An 18,285-nucleotide genomic window follows, 5' to 3' on the forward strand; every position below is an offset into this window, starting at 1 on the left:
GAGCCGCCAGAGTTGCGCGGGTGCACCGTACGACGACTACCGCGACCCTGCTGGTGACCGTGGCCGCCTCCGCTCTCACCGGATGCGTGACCGTCCAGCACCACCCGCCCGCGCCCGGCGCGTCCGCCGTCCCCTCCGTCCCGCCGCTGCCCCGGCCCGACGGGAACGCGCGGACGCGGGTGATCCAGGCGCCGGCCCGGGAGGCGCTCGACATGGTCGCTCCGTCGCGTACGGCGCCGGCGCCGCGCAGGCGGGGGGCGGAGGCGACGCAAGTGCCTGCGGCGCGGGAGCGGGAGTCGGTGCCCGAGCGCCGGGTTCGTCCTCAGCGGCCGGTGACGCCTGACGAGCCTCGGATCGAGATTCCCGATGTGGAGTCGGAGGTTCGGAGGCAGGCGGATGTGTGTGCGCTCGGGAGGCAGTACGGGGGGTGGCGGGAGGGGAGTGCCGAGGCTCGGATCTGTGATCAGGCGTATGGGCGGTAGCGGTGGGTGCCTGAGGGGGTGGTGCTTCGAGTTGTGTGGCGGCTGCTGGTTCGTCGTGGCTTGTCGCGCCCACGCGGCGGTAGCCGCACATCGGATACAGCCCCGCGCCCCTTAGGGGGTGCGGGAGCCCCTGGTGGAAAGAGCCCCCTCGTCTTCAATTTTCTCAGCCCGCCGATTCCGCCGCGTGCGGGCTCAGGACGCCCGCGCTGACCAGGGCGATGATGACGATGCCGAGGGCGACTCGGTAGTACACGAACGGCATGAAGGACTTGGTGCTGATGAACTTCATGAACCACGAGATGACGACGTAGCCGGAGACGAAGGCGATGCCGGTGGCGAAGAGGGTGGGGCCCCAGGCGACGTGGTCGCTCTCCAGGGCGTCCTTCGTCTCGAAGAGGCCGGACGCGAGGACGGCCGGGATCGCGAGGAGGAAGGAGTAGCGGGCGGCGGCCTCGCGCTTGTAGCCCATGAAGAGGCCACCGGTGATGGTGGCGCCGGAGCGGGAGACGCCGGGGATGAGGGCGCACGCCTGGCAGAGGCCGAAGATCAGGCCGTCCTTGATGCCGAGGTTCTCCAGGGACTTGCGCTGCTTGGGCGCGCGGTGCCTGCGGTCCGCCTCGTCGCGGGCGGCGAGCCGGTCGGCGACGCCCATCACGATGCCGATGACGATGAGCATCGTCGCGGTGATCCGCAGATCGCGGAACGGGCCCTCGATGTGCTCCTTGAGGGTGAGCCCGAGGACGCCGATCGGGATCGAGCCGACGATCACCAGCCAGCCCATCCTGGCGTCGTGGTCGGCACGCATCTCCTTGTCGAACAGCGAACGCGTCCACGCGGACAGGATGCGTCCGATGTCCTTGCGGAAGTAGATCAGCACCGCCGCTTCCGTACCGATCTGGGTGATCGCCGTGAACGCGGCACCGGGGTCCTTCCAGCCGGAGAACGCCGCGGTGAGCCGCAGGTGCGCGCTGGAGGAGACGGGGAGGAACTCGGTCAGCCCCTGGACGAGCCCGAGGATGAGGGATTCAAACCAAGACATGTGGTTACGGAGTCCAAGTGCCGATCGGGAACTGACGAGGAACGCGACAACGGTGACGTGGGCCGCCGGTGACACGGCAGCACGCCGCGCGCGGAGATCAACGGGTGCAGGGGCAGCGTAGCGTCCCCCGGGGACAGGGCGGGCACAGGGGCGGCGCATGCGGCTCGTGAGATGTTCACATCAGCGGCCCGAACCCACACCCTGCCCCACCCCCTCTCACCCCATTTGACCTGTTGACCCACCCCACCACCGCCACATACGTTGCTGGCGAGAGAAAGCGCTTGCTGTAGGGATCGCCCCACGGCTCGCGCGTACGGCCGCCAGTCCGAGGAGCACTGATCACCCCCATGCCCCCGACCACTCCGCTCACCGGCCGAAGGATTCGCGCGGCTGTCATCGGCACCGGCGCCATCGGCCGCGGCTCGCATCTCCCGGCGCTCCAGCAGCTCGCCGCGGAGGGCGAGGTCGAGGTCGTCGCGGCCGTCGACATCGACGCCGCCGCCGTCGAGGCGTTCTGCGCGGAGGGCGGTGTGCCGCATCCGTACACCGATCTGGAGCTGATGCTCGCCGAGCAGCGCCCGGACCTGGTGACCATCTGCACGCCGCCCACCCTGCACCGCGTCCAGAGCCGGGCCGCGCTGCGGGCCGGGGCGTGGGTGCTGTGCGAGAAGCCGCCCGTCCTGACCCTGGCCGAGTACGACTCCGTCGCCGCCGAGGAGGGGACGGCGACGGGTCCGTACTCCTCCATCGTTTTCCAGCACCGTTTCGGTTCGGGCACCCGGCATGTGCGCCGCCTGCTCGCCGAGAAGGCGCTCGGACGGCCGCTCGTCGCGCACTGCCAGACGACGTGGTACCGGGACACCGCCTACTACGCCGTCCCCTGGCGCGGCCGGTGGGCCACCGAGGGCGGCGGGCCCGCGATGGGGCACGGCATCCACCAGATGGACCTGATGCTGGACCTGCTCGGCCCCTGGAGCGAGGTCCGCGCGATGGCGGGCCGGCTCGTGCACGACGTGGAGACCGAGGACGTCTCCACCGCGCTGCTGCGCTTCGAGAACGGCGCGCTGGCGACCGTCGTCAACAGCGTGCTCAGCCCCGACGAGGTCAGCCGTATCCGCATCGACTGCGAGCGGGCGACCGTCGAACTCGTCCACCTCTACGGGCACTCCAACGCGAACTGGACGATCACCCCCGCGCCTGGTGTCTCCGCGGAGGAGGCCGCCGCGTGGCTCGACTTCGGCGCGGACGTGCCGAGTTCGCATCTGGAGCAGCTGCGGGAGCTGGTCGCGAGCATGCGCGCCGGTGAACGGCCGCGGCTCAGCGGCGAGGAGGGGCGGGCGAGCCTCGAACTCGTCAGCGCCCTCTACAAGTCGGCGTTCACCGATGTGACGGTCCGGCGCGGCGAGATCGGCGACGGCGACCCGTACTACACCGCACTGCACGGCAACGCGCCCGGCTGGGCGCCCGAGGAGGGGTCCGCGTGAGCCAGGAGCTGCGTGTCGTCCACGCGCACGGCGAGCACATCACCGTCACCGAACCGGTCACCGGCGTCGAACTCCTCTCGTACGTCTACCGCGCCGAGGCCGACTGGGAGGCGCCCAAGCCGTACATCCACCCGCTGCGCACCCTCGCCGGGGACGTCGTCACCGACTACCGGCCCAACGACCACCGCTGGCACAAGGGCCTCTCCCTGACCGCCTCGCACCTCTCCGGCGCGAACCTGTGGGGCGGCAACTCCTATGTGCACGGCGAGGGTTACCTCGCGCTCCCCGAGCGGGTCGGCTCGATGCGGCACGCCGGCTTCGACGAGGTGACGGCCGCCGACGGCCGCGTCGTGATCGCCGAACGGCTCACCTGGCACCCGTACGACGGTGAGCTGTGGGCCGAGGAGACGCGCCGGGTCGAGGTGCACGACGTCGACCTGCACTCCCGTTCCTGGGCGCTGACCTGGACGAGCGCCATTACCAACCGGCGTACGGAACCGCTCCTGTTCGGCAGCCCCACCACCGCCGGGCGTGACATGGCGGGCTACACCGGGCTGTTCTGGCGCGGTCCCCGTGCCTTCCGGGACGGCCGCATCATCGGCCCCGACGGGGAGGGCCCCGAACTCATGGGCACGCAGGGGGAGTGGCTCGCCCTCTCCGGCGAGCACGACGGCACCGACGGCCACGCCACCGTCGTCCTCGCCCACGCCCCCGAGAACTCCGGCGGGCACCCCGCGCACTGGTTCGTCCGCAACGAGCCCTTCGCCGCGATCGCCCCCTCCTGGGCCTTCTTCGAGGAGCTGGAGCTGCCGCCGGGCGAGACGCTCACCCGGCGCTACCGGGTCGTCGTCGCCGACGGCGCCTGGGAGCGGGCCGACATCGTCAAGTACCTGGCGGAGCGCCCGTGGTGAACGGCTTCGCGGGGCTGCCGGGCGGCGTCGGCGTCTCCCGGCTGTGCGTGTACGACTGGCCCGCCCCCGACGGCCTCCACGGCGGAACTCCCCATATGCACCTGGCCTGTTCGGAGGGGTATGTGGTGACCGGCGGCCGGGGCGCCGTCCAGACCCTCACGGCGTCGGGCTACGAGGTCACCCCGCTGGAGCCTGGCACGGTCGCCTGGTTCACCCCCGGCACGATCCACCGCCTCGTCAACGAGGACGACCTCCGGATCACCGTCCTCATGCAGAACTCCGGTCTCCCCGAGGCGGGCGACGCGGTCCTGACCCTGCCCCCGGAGTACCTCACGGACCCGGACACGTACGCCTCCGCCACCCGCATCCCCCTCGACGCGCCCCGCGAGGAACAGGAGCGGTTCGCCCGCGGGCGGCGCGACCTGGCCCTTGAGGGCTACCGCGCCCTCCGTGACTCCCCCGACGCGCTGTCCGCCTTCCACGCCTCCGCCGCCGCCCTCGTCCGCCCCCTCCTGTCCGAGTGGCGGGAACGCTGGGAGCGGGGCGCGCTGGCCGCCGCCCGGACGACCGGCGACCACCTCGACCGCCTCGCCGAGGGCGACGCCTCACATCTGCGCGGCGCGCTCGTGCGGGCCGAACAGCCCGCCGAGCGGGGGAAGTTGGGGATGTGCGGGCGGCTGGACGTGTACGAGTCGGCGGCGGTGTCGACGCCGTCCGAGTTCGGCGGCTTCGACGTGGTGTGGCGCGGCTACGACCGCCACCAGGTCGATCGCTATCTCAGGACCCTGCCCGAAGCCGGCCCGTCGGCGGGCCCGCCGACGTTCCGGATCGTGGGGCGGGGCTACGACCGGCATCAGGTCGATGCACGCGTCAGGGACCTCCTGGCGGACAGGGGCGTGAACGGCTGACCGCTCGCGCCTCACCTCCGGGGTGGCGGGCGCGGGCCGTGGCGAGTGTCGCGGGGTCCCGGTCGACACCGGTGGCTCGTACACCACGCGCGGAGGGCGGCGGCGTCCAGGCGGGAGGCGAGGGTGGTCATGGGGGAGAGGGTGTGACTTGATGTCGGGATGAGGTCGAGCCGCTTGGGGATCGGGGAGGTCGCGCTGCGCCACGGGGTGGCGGCGCACGTGCTGCGGCACTGGGAGGACAGGGGGCTGCTGGCGCCCGCGCGGGACGGCGCCGGGCGCAGGCGGTACGGGGACGACGAGCTCGCGCGGGTCGCCGTGATCCTGCGGGGCAAGGAGGCGGGGCTCTCGCTCGACGCGATCCGGGTGCTGGTCGAGGACGGGGGTGATCCCGTCGTCCGCCGAGCCGTGCTCGGTGCGCAGGCGGCGGTGCTGCGGGAGCGGATCGCCGCGGCGCGGGCGGCGCTGGGGATCGTCGAGTGCGCTCTGGGGTGCGAGAGCCATGAGCCGGAGGGGTGCGGGTGCGGTCAGGCGGGGAGGGGGCCCGAGAGGGTCCAGCCCGGGGACTGAGGGTGGGGGGTGAGGTCCTCGTGGGCGACCTCGTGGCCGCAGGTGGTGCAGGTGACCGTGGGGATCAGTTCGTGGCCGCAGGTGTGTTCCAGGGACATCGGCGGGTCCGTGGGGTGGAGGTGGCGGTCGCCCCAGGCCATGAGCATGAGGAGGGCGGGTTCGAGGTCGAGGCCCGCGTCCGTGGGGCGGTACTCGTGGCGCAGGGGACGCTCCGAGTAGGTGTGTTTCGTGAGGACGCCGGCGTCGACCAGACGGCGCAGGCGCGCGGAGAGGACGTCCCGGGGGGCGCCGATGTTGCGGACGAGCCGGTCGAAGCGGCCGTTGCCCATGAGGACCTCGCGGACGATCAGGAGGGCGTACTTCTCGCCGACGAGGGAGAGGGCGTCCGCGATGGAGCAGGGGCGGGGGTCCTTGGGGGTGGCCATGGGACCAGTCTAGGGGAGAGTTTGGATTTCCAACTTTGCTGGTCCGAGAGGTGCCTTCGGGGTTAGAGTGGGTTTGGATTTCAAACTTACTCTCGGAGGCATGCCATGCGCGACGCCGTCATCGTCGAAGCCGTCCGCACTCCCGTCGGCAAGGGCAGGCCCGGCGGCTCCCTGTCCCACGTCCACCCCGTCGAACTCCTCGCCCACACCCTGCGCGCCCTCGTCGACCGCAGCGCAGTCGACCCCGCGCTCGTGGACGACGTCATCGGCGGCACGGTCGACCAGGTCGGCGAGCAGGCCGTGAACACCACCCGGTACGCCGTCCTGTCCGCCGGCTTCCCGGAGTCGGTGCCCGCGACGACGGTGGACCGGCAGTGCGGCTCCTCCCAGCAGGCCGTGCACTTCGCCGCGCAGGGCGTCATGTCGGGCGCCTACGACCTGGTCGTCGCCTGCGGGGTCGAGTCGATGAGCCGGGTGCCGATGTGGTCGAACATCCCGGAGGGCAAGGACCCCTTCGGCCCGGGGATCGCCCGGCGCTACCCGGAGGGCCTCGTCCCGCAGGGCGTCAGCGCCGAACTGATCGCCGCGAAGTGGTCCCTCACGCGCGCGCAGCTCGACGAGTTCGCCGCGTCCTCGCACCGCAAGGCCGCCGCCGCGTGGGGGCGGGGCCGTTTCGACGCCGAGGTCGCGCCCCTGGACGGCGTCTCCCGCGACGAGTCCGTGCGCCCCGGCACCACCCCCGAGATCCTCGCCGGCCTCAAGCCCGCCTACTACGACCCCGCCTTCGCCGAACGCTTCCCCCAGATCGAGTGGAACGTCACCGCCGGCAACGCCAGCCCCGTCAACGACGGAGCCTCCGCCGTCCTGATCGCCTCCGCCGACACCGCCGCCCGCCTCGGCCTGCGCCCCCTCGCCCGCCTCCACAGCTTCGCCGTCACCGGCTCCGACCCCCTCCTCATGCTGACCGGCGTCGTCCCCGCCACGGAGAAGGTGCTGCGCCGGGCCGGACTCACCCTCGACGACATCGACCTGTTCGAGGTCAACGAGGCGTTCTCCAGCGTCGTCCTCGCCTGGCGGCAGGAGACCGGCGCGGATCTCGCCAGGGTCAACGTGGACGGCGGGGCGCTCGCCCTCGGGCACCCTCTCGGGGCGAGCGGGACCCGGCTGACGACGACGCTGGTGCACTCCATGAGGGAGCGCGGTGCGCGCTACGGCCTCCAGACGATGTGCGAGGCCGGGGGGCTGGCCAACGCGATGATCCTGGAAGCCGTCTGAGGGGGAGGCCCCACGGAAAACGGAACCCGTTCAAAAAGGTGACCGAGTCTCAGAAAACCGCCCGCTACTTCCCCCGGAGGTGATGCCTCTTCCGCCACGCCACCACCGCCCCCGCCACCGACGGCAGCGCGATCGCCGCGACGGCGATCAGGAACACCGGCGACGTCGGCGACGACGCCCGCGCCCCGGCGACGACGTACGCGGCCGTGTTGGGCACCGACCCCAGCGCGGTCGCGCACAGGAACGGGAACCAGCCGATCCGCGAGACGGCGGCACCGTAGTTGGCCAGTCAGAACGGCATCCCGGGGAACAGCCGCGCCGCCAGCATCGACCGCATGCCGTGCCGGCTCAGCTGGCCGTCCGCCGCCGTCAGCAGCCGCCCCCGCAGCAACGGCCGCAGCGCGTCCTGCCCCAGCACCCGGCCCAGCCCGAACGCGAGCCCCGCGCCGAGGACCGTCCCCACCAGTGTCGTGACGAGCCCCGCCTCCCAGCCGAACAGCGCGCCCGCCGCGAGGTTCAGCAGCGGCCGGGGCACGAACGCGACCGTGCACAGGCCGTAGGCGACCGTGAAGACGGCGGCGGCCGAGGCGCCCGTCATATGGGGCGGCCAGCCGTCCTGGAGGAGCTTCTGCGGCTCGAAGAGCAGCACACTCGCCCCCGCCGCCGCGAGCAGCGCGACCAGCAGCGAGAAACGGGACCAGGGAGCGAGCAGCACGCGCGCGCGGCCCCCGGCCGGCACGGCGACGGGGACGACGAGCTCCGTGGCGGCGGCCGGGGGAGAGGCCGTGGCGGTGCCCCCAGAGCGGGTGGTGGCATCGAGCATTCCGTGACGGTAGCCCACGAAGATGTCTGATCGCTGTATGGGTCTTCTCACCGGGACCCCGCTGAACGCCCCCGCGCGGAAAATCGTTCGACGTACGGCGGTGCTTCGACGAGGATCGAGCACATGTTCCGGTACGCCTTCCACCTCGCAGCATCCGCGGTCGCGGATGCCCCGAAGGCTGCCGTCGCGTACGTCCTGGCATCTGTCGACGGCGCCCGAAGCTGACCCTCCCCCGGAAGTCCGGCGGACCCCGCGAGGGGAGGGTCGGACGGATCACCGGGGTCCCGCACGCTCTCTCCACCGCCACAGCTTCGAGGTACAGCCATGTCCAAGACCGCGTACGTACGCACCAAGCCGCATCTCAACATCGGCACGATGGGCCACGTCGACCACGGCAAGACGACGCTCACCGCCGCCATCACCAAGGTCCTCGCCGACCGCGGCACCGGCACGTTCGTGCCGTTCGACCGCATCGACCGCGCCCCCGAGGAGGCCGCCCGCGGCATCACCATCAACATCTCGCACGTCGAGTACGAGACCGACACCCGGCACTACGCGCACGTCGACATGCCGGGCCACGCCGACTTCGTCAAGAACATGATCACCGGCGCGGCCCAGCTCGACGGGGCGATCCTCGTCGTCTCCGCGCTCGACGGGATCATGCCGCAGACCGCCGAACACGTCCTGCTGGCCCGGCAGGTGGGGGTCGACCACATCGTCGTCGCCCTCAACAAGGCCGACGGCGCGGACGACGAGCTGATCGAACTGGTCGAGCTGGAGGTCCGGGACCTGCTCACGACGCACGGCTACGGCGGCGACAGCGCGCCCGTCGTCCGGGTGTCCGGGCTCAAGGCCCTTGAGGGCGACCCCCGTTGGGTCGCCTCCGTCGAGGCGCTGCTCGACGCGGTCGACACGTACGTGCCGATGCCCGAGCGGTATCTCGACGCGCCGTTCCTGCTGTCCGTCGAGAACGTGCTCACCATCACCGGGCGCGGGACCGTCGTCACCGGTGCCGTCGAGCGGGGGACCGTGCGGGTCGGCGACCGCGTCGAGGTGCTCGGGGCGGACGTCGACACGGTCGTCACCGGCGTCGAGACCTTCGGGAAGCCGATGGACGAGGCGCAGGCCGGCGACAGCGTCGCGCTGCTGCTGCGCGGGGTCCCCCGGGACGCCGTCCGGCGCGGGCACGTCGTCGCGGCGCCGGGGAGCGTGGTGCCCCGGCGGCGGTTCACGGCGCAGGTCTATGTGCTCTCGGCCCGGGAGGGCGGCCGTACGACCGCCGTCTCGACCGGCTACCGGCCGCAGTTCTACATCCGTACGGCGGATGTGGTGGGCGACGTCGACCTCGGCGAGGCCGGTGTCGTGCGGCCGGGGGAGCGGGTGGACATGACCGTCGAGCTGGGGAGGGACGTGCCGTTGGAGGCGGGTCTGGGGTTCGCCATCCGTGAGGGTGGCAGGACCGTGGGGGCGGGGACGGTCACGGCCGTCCTGGACTGACGGCCACCAGGCACAATGGACGGGTGAACCCCGAGCCCGTCCCCGTCCTCCGTGCCGTCGACCATGGGTTCGCCAAGCTCATGCCCGATGTCGATCGGGACCGGGCCTGGCTGCTCACGGTCGACGGCGCTCCTCAGTCCTACGTCGACCTCGACGCCCCCGATCACCTGGAGTTCGAGTACGTCCGGCGGCTCGGGCACGCGCTCGATGTTCTCGTGGAGCCCGAGGACGTCGTGCATCTCGGGGGCGGTGCGCTGACCCTGCCCCGCTATCTCGCCGTCACCCGGCCGGGCTGCCGACAGCACGTCGTCGAGTTCGATCGCGGGCTGCTGGACCTCGTCGTCGAGCAACTGCCGCTCCCGGACGGCGACTTCACCCTGCACGCCGCCGACGCCCGCGCCTGGCTCGCCGCCGCGTCGGACGCCTGCGCCGATGTCGTCGTCGCGGACGTCTTCGGCGGCTCCCGGGTGCCCGCGCAGGTGACGTCGACGGGGTACGTCCGTGAGGTCGCCCGGGTGCTGCGCCCGGACGGCGTCTATCTCGCCAACCTCGCCGACTCCGCCCCCTTCGGCTTCCTGCGTTCCCAACTCGCCGGGTTCGCCGAGGCGTTCGAGGAGCTGGCGCTGGTCGCGGAGCCGGCGGTGCTGCGGGGGAGGCGGTTCGGGAACGTCGTCCTCGTCGGCGCGCACCGGCCCCTCGACTGGCCCGCGCTGGCCCGTCGTACCGCCTCCGACGCCTTTCCCGCCCGGGTCGAACACGGGCCGGGGCTGCGGAAGTTCATCGGGGACGCGCGGCCCGTGCGGGACGCGGACGCGGTCGCCTCACCCGAGCCGCCGGACGGGACCTTCGGGATCGGGTGAGGGGCCGCGCCGGCCGGTTCTCAGCCCTCCACCGGGTCCCCGTGCAGCCGTACGGTGCTCAGGATCTTCATGATCGTCGCGTCCGGCAGCTCGTCCTTGACGCCCTTCGCCGTGGACAGCGTCCACGACACGAAGTCGCCCTTGGAGTTCTTGAAGCCGAACGTGATCGCCTTGCCGTCGGCCGCGCACTTGCCCTTCGTAGGGTTGTTCGCCGACCGCGCCCAGCCGTAACTGCCCGCGATCCCGGCGGCGGTGGTGAACGGCGTGCCCTTCTTGTCGAAGGTGATGCTCTTCTTGTCCGGGTTGGTGTACCCGCCGTACACCCACCACGCGGGCGTGTTCACGGCGATCTCGTCGGTGTTCTTCGCCCCGGACGCGCCCTTCGTGCCGGCCACCCCGAGCCGGGAGTCGCTGGTCTTGCCGTCCTTGTCGGGGTCGGACGTGCACCACTTCGGCTTGAGCGCGGCGGCGCCGGACATGATGACCGAGTCGTAGCCGGTGGGCTTGGACTTGTCCTCCCACTCGTAGCCGAGCGAGGTCCCGGGCGGCTGCACCTCCCAGTCGGCCGGCACGTCGAACGCGGTGCCCCACTTGGGGTTGACGACGACCTTCCACCCGGCGATCGTCGGCTTCTCGTCGGTGTCCCCGCCGCGCGGGTTCTCCCCGGCGGCCGAGGACTCCGACGGCGACGCGGACGCCGGGGCCGACGGCGAGGAACTCGTGTCGCTCTTCGCCTCGTTCTTCGTGTCGTCGCTCCCGCCGAGCACGACGAACCCGGTGACCGCGGCCGTCAGCACGACCGCGGACGCGGAGACGATCGCGACCGTCCTCGTCCGGTTCCGGCCGTCATTGGTGCCGCCACCGCCCGGCTGCGGCTGCGGGGTGCCCGCCGCGGTCGGCGCCCCCCAGCCCGGCTGCTGGGCGTAGGGGTTCGGCTGCTGGAACCCGGGCTGCTGGTACGGGTTGGGCTGCTGGTAGCCCGGCTGCTGGTACGGATTGTTCTGCGCCTGCGGGTTCTGCTCTCCCCCGGGCGGCTGCTGTCCTTGCCACATGCCGAGAAACCCTAACGGCGGATGCGGTGCCTTTCGGCCACCACCCCCGGGACGCTCACGGTTCGCTCACGACTTCGGCGGCTCGTACGTCCGCACCGTGGCCATGATCCGCCGTACGTCCGCGTCCGCGACCTCGTCCCGCACGTCCCGTACGCCGACGAACGTCCAGGACGCGAGCGTCCCGCCGGGCAGCCGGAAGACGAACGCCGTGGCCTTCCCGTCGTAGGCGCACTTGCCCTGTTTGTCGACGCCGGCCGAGCGGGCCGTGACCACGCTGCCGGTGAGGCCGGACGCGGTGGTGAAGGAGGTGGCCGGGTCCGACGTCACCTTGCCGTGGTCGGGCTGCGTGAAGTCGCCGTACACCCAGGTCTCCGCGTCCTTGCGGGCCGCCGCCTCGGCGGACGTCGCGCTCCGCTCGCCGCGGGTGCCGGCCATCGCGAGCGCCGTGTCGTCCGTACGGCCGTCGCGGTCGTCGTCGGACGTGCACCACCGGCGCTCCAGGTAGGCGGGCGCCTTCACCGCCACCAGCGGCTTGTCGTCGGGGTCGGTGTCCTCGGCGACCCAGGTGATCCAGCTCGCCTTCTGCGGCGCCCAGGCGGCGGGTACGTCGAAGGCGACCCCGAGGTCCGGGTTCGCGACCGTCTTCCAGCCGGGGACGGTCGGCCGCAGCGGGTCTGCGCCGGTGGAGGCGCTCGTGGTGGGGGCGGGCGCGGGGGCGCCGTCCTCGCCGCGCAGGAGCAGGGCGCCGGTCACGGCGCAGGTGGCGACGACCGCCGCGCCGGCGGTGAGGGCGAGCACGCGGGTACGGCGACCCCGGGCGGGCGGCGGGGGCGGCTGCCGGTAGGGGTTCGGCTGGTGGTAGCCCGGCTGCTGGTACGGGTTGTCCGGCCTCTGCGGGTTCTGTTCTCCCCCGGGCGGCTGCTGTCCTTGCCACATGGGCGGCAAGCATAGGCCGATGATCACACCGCCCCGGCCGGCGTTCACCCGGTCTCGGTGATCCGTCACGCGGCCAGCCGGCCGGCTCCCGTCCCCTCCTCGAACCCGGCGACGAACTCCTTCAGCCACGCCACGAACTCCGGCCCGAGGTCGTCCCGCGCACACGCGAGCCGCACCACCGTGCGCAGGTAGTCCGCCTTGTCGCCGGTGTCGTACCGCAGCCCCTTGAAGATCACGCCGTGCACCGTGCCGTCCGCCGCCAGCTCCTGGAGCGCGTCGGTGAGCTGGATCTCGCCGCCCCGGCCGGGCGGGGTGCGCTCCAGGACGCCGAAGACGGCCGGGTCGAGGACGTACCGCCCGATCACGGCGTACCGGCTGGGCGCGTCCTCCCGCGCCGGCTTCTCGACGAGCCCGGTCACGCGGACGACGCCGTCCTCGCCGGTCGGCTCCACCGCCGCGCAGCCGTAGAGGTGGACCTGCTCGTCCGGGACCTCCATGAGCGCGACGACGCTGCCCGCGTACCGCTCGCGCACCTCCAGCATCTCGCTGAGCAGGTTCTCGCTCGCGTCGATCAGGTCGTCGCCGAGCAGGACCGCGAACGGCTGGTCGCCGACGTGGTGCTTCGCGCACAGGACGGCGTGGCCGAGGCCGAGCGGGTCGCCCTGGCGGATGTGGTGGATGTCGGCGAGCCGGGCCGGGTCGCGCACGGCGTCGAGGCGGACCGTGTCGCCCTTGGCGGCGAGGGCCTGCTCCAGCTCGAAGGCGTTGTCGAAGTGGTCCTCGATCGCCCGCTTGTGGCGGCCGGTGACCATCAGGACGTCGTCGAGCCCGGCCGCGGCGGCCTCCTCCACGACGTACTGGATGGCCGGCTTGTCGACGACCGGGAGCATCTCCTTCGGGGTCGCCTTCGTCGCGGGCAGGAAGCGGGTGCCGAGGCCGGCGGCCGGGACGACGGCCTTGCGGACGGTGGGCGGGGTCTGCGCGGGGCGGCGGGGGGTGGTCATGCCGTCATGCTGGCCCACCGGTTTGGGAGTAGGCCGAGAGGTTGATCGGAGAAACCTGTGGATCTCCGCCCCGGGCGGCTCCCCGGCGAGCGGTGAACGACCTGGGGAGGTACACGAGTTGAAGATTTCGTGTGCCATCCACCGGGGCGGCCTCACAAGTTGAGGGCCGCCTTCCGGGGAAGCGCCGGAAGTTATCGAATGCCGGTGCGGATACCGCCGGTAACTTATCTGAAATTCCGGCTGTTTGAACTTGGGTCACCCGAACTTCTTGTTTCCTGTGAGACGTATGTGCGAAAGTAAGCCTCCCTTAAGGAGGGTCGGTTCAGGCCAAGGGAGCCGATCCGGCCACAGGTACGCACCAATCACGCACCTGCTTTTCCGGCGGGCACTTTTCCGTGGCCCAACGCCGGCTTGGAAGGAAATGGTTCCGTGCAGTCGCCCAACCCACCTCGTCCCCCCTATCCGCCCCGTCCCGGCTGGCACCCGCAGGACTCCGACCGCAACCTCGCGGCCCAGGTCGCCGCCCCCGAGGGCGAGAACTCCCGCGCCGTGGCCCTGCTGCTCGCCCGGCACTGGCGGGCCACTCACGAGTACGCGGCCATCTGCCTCGCCGCCCGAGGGCAGTCCCCGCAGCTCGTGGCCGCGGCGGCCTTCCACCGCGTGCTCGGCAGGCTGGCCGGTGGCCGGCCCGGCGGCGCACTGCGCCCCCAATTCCTCGTCGCCGTCCGCGACATCGTCCGCGAATGGGCCGGAGCCGACGCGGTCCCGGCCGCCCTCCCGGAACTCGCCAAGACCGTCGGCGGACGCGGACTGCGCGCCTCACGTGCCGGAACCCCGGAAAGGCGACAACTCGCCGACACCGCTTTCCGCGCACTCCCGGCCGCCTCCCAATGCCTCTTGTGGCACGCCGAAGTGGAAGCCGAAACCATTTCCATACCCGCTGGTCTGCTGGGCGTCGACGAGGTGACCGCGACCGCCGGACTGGCCGAGGCGCGCACCCAATTCCGCAGAGGCTGTGTCCGCGCCCACCGCGAACTCGCGCCCTCCGACGAATGCCGCTTCTACAACCGCCTCCTCGACGTCCCCCTGAGCCGCGGCGGCACCCTGCTGCCCGATGTCCGCGAGCATCTCGCCGAGTGCCGCTACTGCCGGCACGCCGCCGAGCAACTCAGCTTCTTCGACGACGCGTTGGACATCCTGCTCGCCGAGACCGTGCTCGGCTGGGGAGGCCGCCGCTACCTGGAGTCCCGGCCCGGCCGGGGCGGCGGCGACCGGCACACCGGCCACCCGCTCCACACCGGCAGACATCGGAGCGCTCGCATTGTCGACCTCGCCGGGCGCCGCGCCAAGGCCGTCCTCATCGGCGCGGGCGTCACCTCGCTCGTGCTCATCGGGAGCGTCCTCGTCGCCCAGGGCTGGTCCGGCGGCGGCAGCGGACCGGGGCCCCGCGCCACCTGGGGCGCGCCGGTCGGCGGGCCGAACTTCCCGACCCCGTCCGAGAGTTCGCAGTCCTCCGCCTCCGGTGCCGCGTCCCCCGCCTCCGTCGAGCAGGAGCCCGTCGGCATCGCCCAGGGCCGCCTCCTCGCGCCGTCCACCGGGCTCTGCATGGACAGTGAGGGCGGCCGGGTCGCGGACGGGGTGCGCGCCGTGCTGGCCGACTGCTCCGCCTCGGCCTCGCAGCAGTGGTCGTACCAGGCGGACGGCCTGCTGCGCAGTGCCGCCGTGCCGACGCTCTGCCTCGCCGCCGACGCCGACGGACACGACGGGGCGGCCGTGCTCGCCGGGTGCGTCGTGCACTCCGGGGAGGTGTTCTTCGACCTGACCGTGCGCGGGGAACTGCTGCTGCGGCGGGGCGGAGGGCTCGTGGTGGCGCCCGGGGAGACCCGGGAAGGGGTGGGGGTCGTGGTGACCAAGAGGGACGGGTCGAACGGGCAGCGCTGGGTGTTCGACTCGTCCGCCGCGAGTTCCGCCGGGAGTTCCGGCGGCGGTGCCGGGGGTCGGGCGACTCCTGGGCCGACCGGTGGGGGCGCTCCGGACGCGGGGCGGCCCGAGGAGGGGCCGGAGCGGAAGGGGCCCGGGGGGTCGCAGGGTTCGGAGGGGGATTCTGCGGCTCCCGGTGCCTCGACCGGTCCGTCGGCGGGCACGGGGCCGGGGCCGGACACTCCGGACGCGCCTCTCGCTCCGCAGTACAACCGGCGGATCGTGCAGGTCGGGGCGCCGGACCAGGGACCGGCCGCGCCGGCCCCGGTCCCCGCCTCGGCCGGCGGCGCGGTGGAGCGGGTGACGGCCGGCCTGCCGGAGCCGGTCCGGCAGCTCGCCGAGGAGGTCACGAGGAGCGTGCCCGTCGTACTCGGCCAGGTCACGAAGGGCGTGCCCGCCGTGGTGGGCAAGGTGTCCGACGTGACCGGCGTCGTCGGCGGGCTCACCCGGGGGCTGCCGAAGGGGTGACACGCGTCAGGGGTGGTTCGCCGGGTTCGTGGTGTGTCTGACGGATCGTCAGCTCGGTGGCGGCGCATAGTGCCGTGCAGGGCCGGACCTGGTCCGTCTCCGCGCACCGAAGGAGCGACGTCTCGTGTCGGATCACCTCTCCCGGCGAACCGCCCTCACCCTGCTGGCCGCCGCGTGGCCCACGCGCGCGTGGGCGAGCGAAACGGACGGCGCGCGCACCCGCGCCGGGAGCGCCGACGACGTCAGTCCCCGCGTCGAGAACCTGCTCTCCCAGCTCACCCTCGACGAGAAGCTCTCCCTCCTGCACGGCGCCCCCGACCCCGCCCCCCTCGGCCAGGCCGGCCACGTCCCCGGCGTCCCCCGCCTCGGCATCCCGCCCCTGCGCCTCGCCGACGGCCCGGCCGGCGTCCGGGTCACCGCGCCCGCCACCGCCCTCCCCGCCCCCGTCCTCCTCGCCTCCGCCTTCGACCCCGACCTCGCGCGCCGCTACGGACAGGTCATCGGCAGCGAGGGGCGCGCCCTCGGCCAGGACGTCCTGCTCTCCCCGATGGTCAACCTCCTGCGCACCCCCTACGGCGGCCGGAACTTCGAGACGTTCACCGAGGACCCGCTGCTCGCCGCCGACCTCGTCGCCGCCGAGATCGAGGGCATCCAGGGCGCGGGACTCATCGCCACCGTCAAGCACTTCGCCCTCAACAACCAGGAGACCGACCGCGAGAGCGTCGACGTCCGCGTCGACGAACAGACCCTCCACGAGGTCGAACTGCGCGGCTTCGAGGCCGCCGTCACCGCCGGCGTCGGCTGTGTCATGGGCGCCTACAACAAGGTCGACGGCGTCCACGCCTGCGAGAACGAACGCCTCCTCACCGACATCCTGCGCGAACTCTGGGGCTTCACCGGGTGGGTGGTCACCGACTGGTCCGCCGCCCACAGCACCGGCCCCGCCCTGCGCGCCGGGCTCGACATGGAGATGCCCGACGGAACCCACTTCGGGGCGGCCCTGAAGGCGGCGGTCGAGCGCGGGGAGGTCCCGGAGACGTACGTCGACCGGGCCGTGCGGCGGATTCTCACCGTGCGCGAGCGGTTCGGGCACCTCGACGGGGAACGGCCGCACCCGGCCCGCGACGCCGAGGCCGGTGCCGCCGTCGCCCTGGAGGTCGCCAAGGCGGGAGCGGTCCTGCTGCGCAACGAGCGGGGCACCCTGCCACTGCGGCCCGGCGCGTCGGTCGCCGTGATCGGGGCCGGCGCCGGCCATCCGTTCGTGAGCGGCGGGGGCAGCGCGCACATCGTGAGCGAAGGGGCCCAGAGCCCGCTGGCGGCGATCCGGAAGCGGGCGGGCGAGGTGTCGTACGCCCTCGGGGAGGACCTCTTCGGGAAGGCGATCCCCGAAGGGACCCTGAGCCCCGGCTTCGACACCGAGGGACAGCGGGTGGAGAAGGGGTGGCAGTACGAGGGCACGTTCGCGGACGACGGCGGCGAGCGGACGTACGTCCTGCACTGCACCGGCTCTCCCGTAGACCGGCCCCGCATCCTCCTCGACGGCACGGAACTCTTCCCCCAGGCCCCCGGCTGGGGCGAGTACTTCGTCGGCGGCCTCACCACCACCGCCCCCGACGGCCTCACCGTCCGACGCTCCACCCGCAGCCTCACCCCCGGCACCCACACCCTCGGCATCACCGCGACGGACAGCCGGCTCTTCCGCCTGCGCCACATCACCGCCGCCACCCGCGCCCAGGACGTCACCGAGGCCGCGGCCACCGCCCGCGCCGCCGACCAGGTCGTCCTCTTCGCCTACGAGGACGCCACCGAGTCCCTCGACCGCGCCGGCCTCGCCCTCCCCGGTAACCAGGAACGGCTCATCGAGGCGGTGACGGCCGCGAACCCGCGGACCACCGTCGTCCTGAACACGTCCTCCGCGACGTCGATGCCGTGGCTGGAACGGACCGGTGCCGTCCTCCAGATGTACTACCCCGGCCAGGAGGGCGCCGCCGCCACCGCCGCCGTCCTCGCCGGGGACTGCGACGCGGGCGGCCGGCTCACCCAGACGTTCCCCGTGGACGACGCCCACCACCCCGTCGCCGGGAACCCGCGGCGCTACCCGGGCACGGACGGGACCGTCGAGTACACGGAGGGCGTGCACACCGGCTACCGCTGGTACGACGCGCAGGGCGTGCGCCCGCTGTTCCCCTTCGGGCACGGGCTGTCGTACACGTCGTTCGCGTACGCCGGGCTCGCGGTGAGCGCGGACGGGCGGGGCGGGATCGGGGTCGAGTTCACGGTCGTCAACACGGGGGCGCGGGACGGGATCGACGTACCGCAGGTGTACGTGGGGCCGTCGCCGGACGTACGCGTCGCACAGCCCGTCAGAGTGCTCGCCGGGTACCGGAGGGTGGCGCTGCGGGCGGGGGAGCGGGTGCGGGTTCGGGTGGAGGTGGCGGCGCGGACCTTGTCGTCGTGGGACCCGGACAAGGGCGGGTGGGTGCGGGGGACGGGGGCGCGGACCGTGTGGGTGGGGGCGTCCGCCGGGGAGCTGCGGCTCCGGGCGGGGGTGGAGGTCGGCTAGGGGCGGGTGGT

Annotated in this window: 14 protein-coding genes and 2 pseudogenes; 10 read left to right on the forward strand and 6 right to left on the reverse strand. The window is 72.9% G+C overall.

What is annotated here, in order from left to right:
• Positions 1–20: 20 nt before the first annotated feature.
• Complete coding sequence (locus ABZX85_RS16490; protein WP_355868066.1) at positions 21–482, forward strand: hypothetical protein; 462 nt, start codon at positions 21–23, stop codon at positions 480–482.
• A gap of 163 nt (positions 483–645) precedes the next feature.
• Here ABZX85_RS16490 and ABZX85_RS16495 read toward each other — a convergent pair whose 3' ends face one another.
• Positions 646–1,521 (reverse strand): undecaprenyl-diphosphate phosphatase, encoded by an 876-nt coding sequence (locus ABZX85_RS16495; RefSeq protein WP_355868069.1) that lies wholly within the window; start codon positions 1,519–1,521, stop codon positions 646–648.
• Between the two features lie 347 nt (positions 1,522–1,868).
• Between ABZX85_RS16495 and ABZX85_RS16500 the strand changes: the two genes are divergently transcribed.
• The 4 genes and pseudogenes from ABZX85_RS16500 to ABZX85_RS16515 all read left to right on the forward strand — a co-directional run bounded on the left by ABZX85_RS16500 (position 1,869) and on the right by ABZX85_RS16515 (position 5,391).
• A complete protein-coding gene (locus ABZX85_RS16500) occupies positions 1,869–3,005 on the forward strand; it encodes a Gfo/Idh/MocA family oxidoreductase (protein WP_355868072.1) in 1,137 nt (378 codons plus the stop codon).
• On the forward strand, positions 3,002–3,916 hold the full coding sequence (locus tag ABZX85_RS16505; RefSeq protein WP_355868075.1) for a PmoA family protein: 915 nt from the start codon (positions 3,002–3,004) through the stop codon (positions 3,914–3,916). Before ABZX85_RS16500 ends, ABZX85_RS16505 begins: the two co-directional genes overlap by 4 nt.
• Positions 3,910–4,608 (forward strand): annotated as a pseudogene (locus tag ABZX85_RS16510) (cupin domain-containing protein); the annotation flags it as partial. The gene ABZX85_RS16505 and the pseudogene ABZX85_RS16510, both read left to right, overlap by 7 nt.
• Before the next feature lie 375 nt (positions 4,609–4,983).
• Positions 4,984–5,391 carry a MerR family transcriptional regulator gene (locus ABZX85_RS16515; protein ID WP_355868078.1) on the forward strand — a complete coding sequence of 136 codons (408 nt, stop codon included), beginning with the start codon at positions 4,984–4,986 and terminating at the stop codon, positions 5,389–5,391.
• Here ABZX85_RS16515 and ABZX85_RS16520 read toward each other — a convergent pair.
• Positions 5,349–5,816, reverse strand: coding sequence for a helix-turn-helix domain-containing protein (locus ABZX85_RS16520; RefSeq protein WP_355868081.1), 468 nt, complete (start codon positions 5,814–5,816; stop codon positions 5,349–5,351). The genes ABZX85_RS16515 and ABZX85_RS16520 overlap by 43 nt on opposite strands.
• 105 nt (positions 5,817–5,921) lie before the next feature.
• On the opposite strand from ABZX85_RS16520, the gene ABZX85_RS16525 reads away from it, so the two are divergent.
• Positions 5,922–7,091, forward strand: coding sequence for a thiolase family protein (locus tag ABZX85_RS16525; RefSeq protein ID WP_355868084.1), 1,170 nt, complete (start codon positions 5,922–5,924; stop codon positions 7,089–7,091).
• A 64-nt stretch (positions 7,092–7,155) separates the two neighbouring features.
• On the opposite strand, the pseudogene ABZX85_RS16530 reads toward ABZX85_RS16525, so the two are convergent.
• Positions 7,156–7,914 (reverse strand): annotated as a pseudogene (locus tag ABZX85_RS16530) (VTT domain-containing protein).
• A gap of 324 nt (positions 7,915–8,238) precedes the next feature.
• Here ABZX85_RS16530 and tuf point away from each other — a divergent pair.
• Positions 8,239–9,411, forward strand: coding sequence for an elongation factor Tu (gene tuf, locus ABZX85_RS16535; RefSeq protein WP_355868087.1), 1,173 nt, complete (start codon positions 8,239–8,241; stop codon positions 9,409–9,411).
• An 80-nt stretch (positions 9,412–9,491) separates the two neighbouring features.
• Positions 9,492–10,271, forward strand: a complete 780-nt coding sequence (locus tag ABZX85_RS16540; protein WP_355868937.1) for a fused MFS/spermidine synthase — start codon at positions 9,492–9,494, stop codon at positions 10,269–10,271.
• A 20-nt stretch (positions 10,272–10,291) separates the two neighbouring features.
• Here the strand turns inward: ABZX85_RS16540 and ABZX85_RS16545 are convergent, their stop codons facing one another.
• The 3 genes from ABZX85_RS16545 to galU all read right to left on the reverse strand — a co-directional run bounded on the left by ABZX85_RS16545 (position 10,292) and on the right by galU (position 13,263).
• The gene (locus tag ABZX85_RS16545) at positions 10,292–11,323 is read right to left on the reverse strand and encodes a hypothetical protein (RefSeq protein WP_355868090.1); all 1,032 of its coding nucleotides are present in this window, start codon (positions 11,321–11,323) and stop codon (positions 10,292–10,294) included.
• Between the two features lie 66 nt (positions 11,324–11,389).
• Complete coding sequence (locus ABZX85_RS16550; RefSeq protein ID WP_355868093.1) at positions 11,390–12,259, reverse strand: hypothetical protein; 870 nt, start codon at positions 12,257–12,259, stop codon at positions 11,390–11,392.
• Positions 12,260–12,324: 65 nt separating this feature from the next.
• Positions 12,325–13,263: a UTP--glucose-1-phosphate uridylyltransferase GalU gene (gene galU, locus ABZX85_RS16555; RefSeq protein ID WP_355868096.1), complete on the reverse strand. Its 939-nt coding sequence runs from the start codon at positions 13,261–13,263 to the stop codon at positions 12,325–12,327.
• Between the two features lie 429 nt (positions 13,264–13,692).
• Here galU and ABZX85_RS16560 point away from each other — a divergent pair, with 429 nt between their 5' ends.
• Positions 13,693–15,711, forward strand: a complete 2,019-nt coding sequence (locus ABZX85_RS16560) for an RICIN domain-containing protein (RefSeq protein WP_355868099.1) — start codon at positions 13,693–13,695, stop codon at positions 15,709–15,711.
• Between the two features lie 124 nt (positions 15,712–15,835).
• Positions 15,836–18,274, forward strand: a complete 2,439-nt coding sequence (locus ABZX85_RS16565; RefSeq protein WP_355868102.1) for a beta-glucosidase — start codon at positions 15,836–15,838, stop codon at positions 18,272–18,274.
• Positions 18,275–18,285 lie beyond the last annotated feature (11 nt).

The organism is Streptomyces sp. NPDC004539, assembly GCF_040610055.1.
Lineage (GTDB): Bacteria > Actinomycetota > Actinomycetes > Streptomycetales > Streptomycetaceae > Streptomyces.

Bases quoted from the DNA above. Each gene is read 5' to 3' on its own strand.
- ABZX85_RS16540 (WP_355868937.1), top strand. From the start codon at position 9,492: ATGCCCGATGTCGATCGGGACCGGGCCTGGCTGCTCACGGTCGACGGC.
- galU (WP_355868096.1), bottom strand. From the start codon at position 13,263: ATGACCACCCCCCGCCGCCCCGCGCAGACCCCGCCCACCGTCCGCAAG.
- ABZX85_RS16550 (WP_355868093.1), bottom strand. From the start codon at position 12,259: ATGTGGCAAGGACAGCAGCCGCCCGGGGGAGAACAGAACCCGCAGAGG.
- ABZX85_RS16525 (WP_355868084.1), top strand. From the start codon at position 5,922: ATGCGCGACGCCGTCATCGTCGAAGCCGTCCGCACTCCCGTCGGCAAG.
- ABZX85_RS16545 (WP_355868090.1), bottom strand. From the start codon at position 11,323: ATGTGGCAAGGACAGCAGCCGCCCGGGGGAGAGCAGAACCCGCAGGCG.
- ABZX85_RS16495 (WP_355868069.1), bottom strand. From the start codon at position 1,521: ATGTCTTGGTTTGAATCCCTCATCCTCGGGCTCGTCCAGGGGCTGACC.
- ABZX85_RS16515 (WP_355868078.1), top strand. From the start codon at position 4,984: ATGAGGTCGAGCCGCTTGGGGATCGGGGAGGTCGCGCTGCGCCACGGG.
- ABZX85_RS16520 (WP_355868081.1), bottom strand. From the start codon at position 5,816: ATGGCCACCCCCAAGGACCCCCGCCCCTGCTCCATCGCGGACGCCCTC.
- tuf (WP_355868087.1), top strand. From the start codon at position 8,239: ATGTCCAAGACCGCGTACGTACGCACCAAGCCGCATCTCAACATCGGC.
- ABZX85_RS16500 (WP_355868072.1), top strand. From the start codon at position 1,869: ATGCCCCCGACCACTCCGCTCACCGGCCGAAGGATTCGCGCGGCTGTC.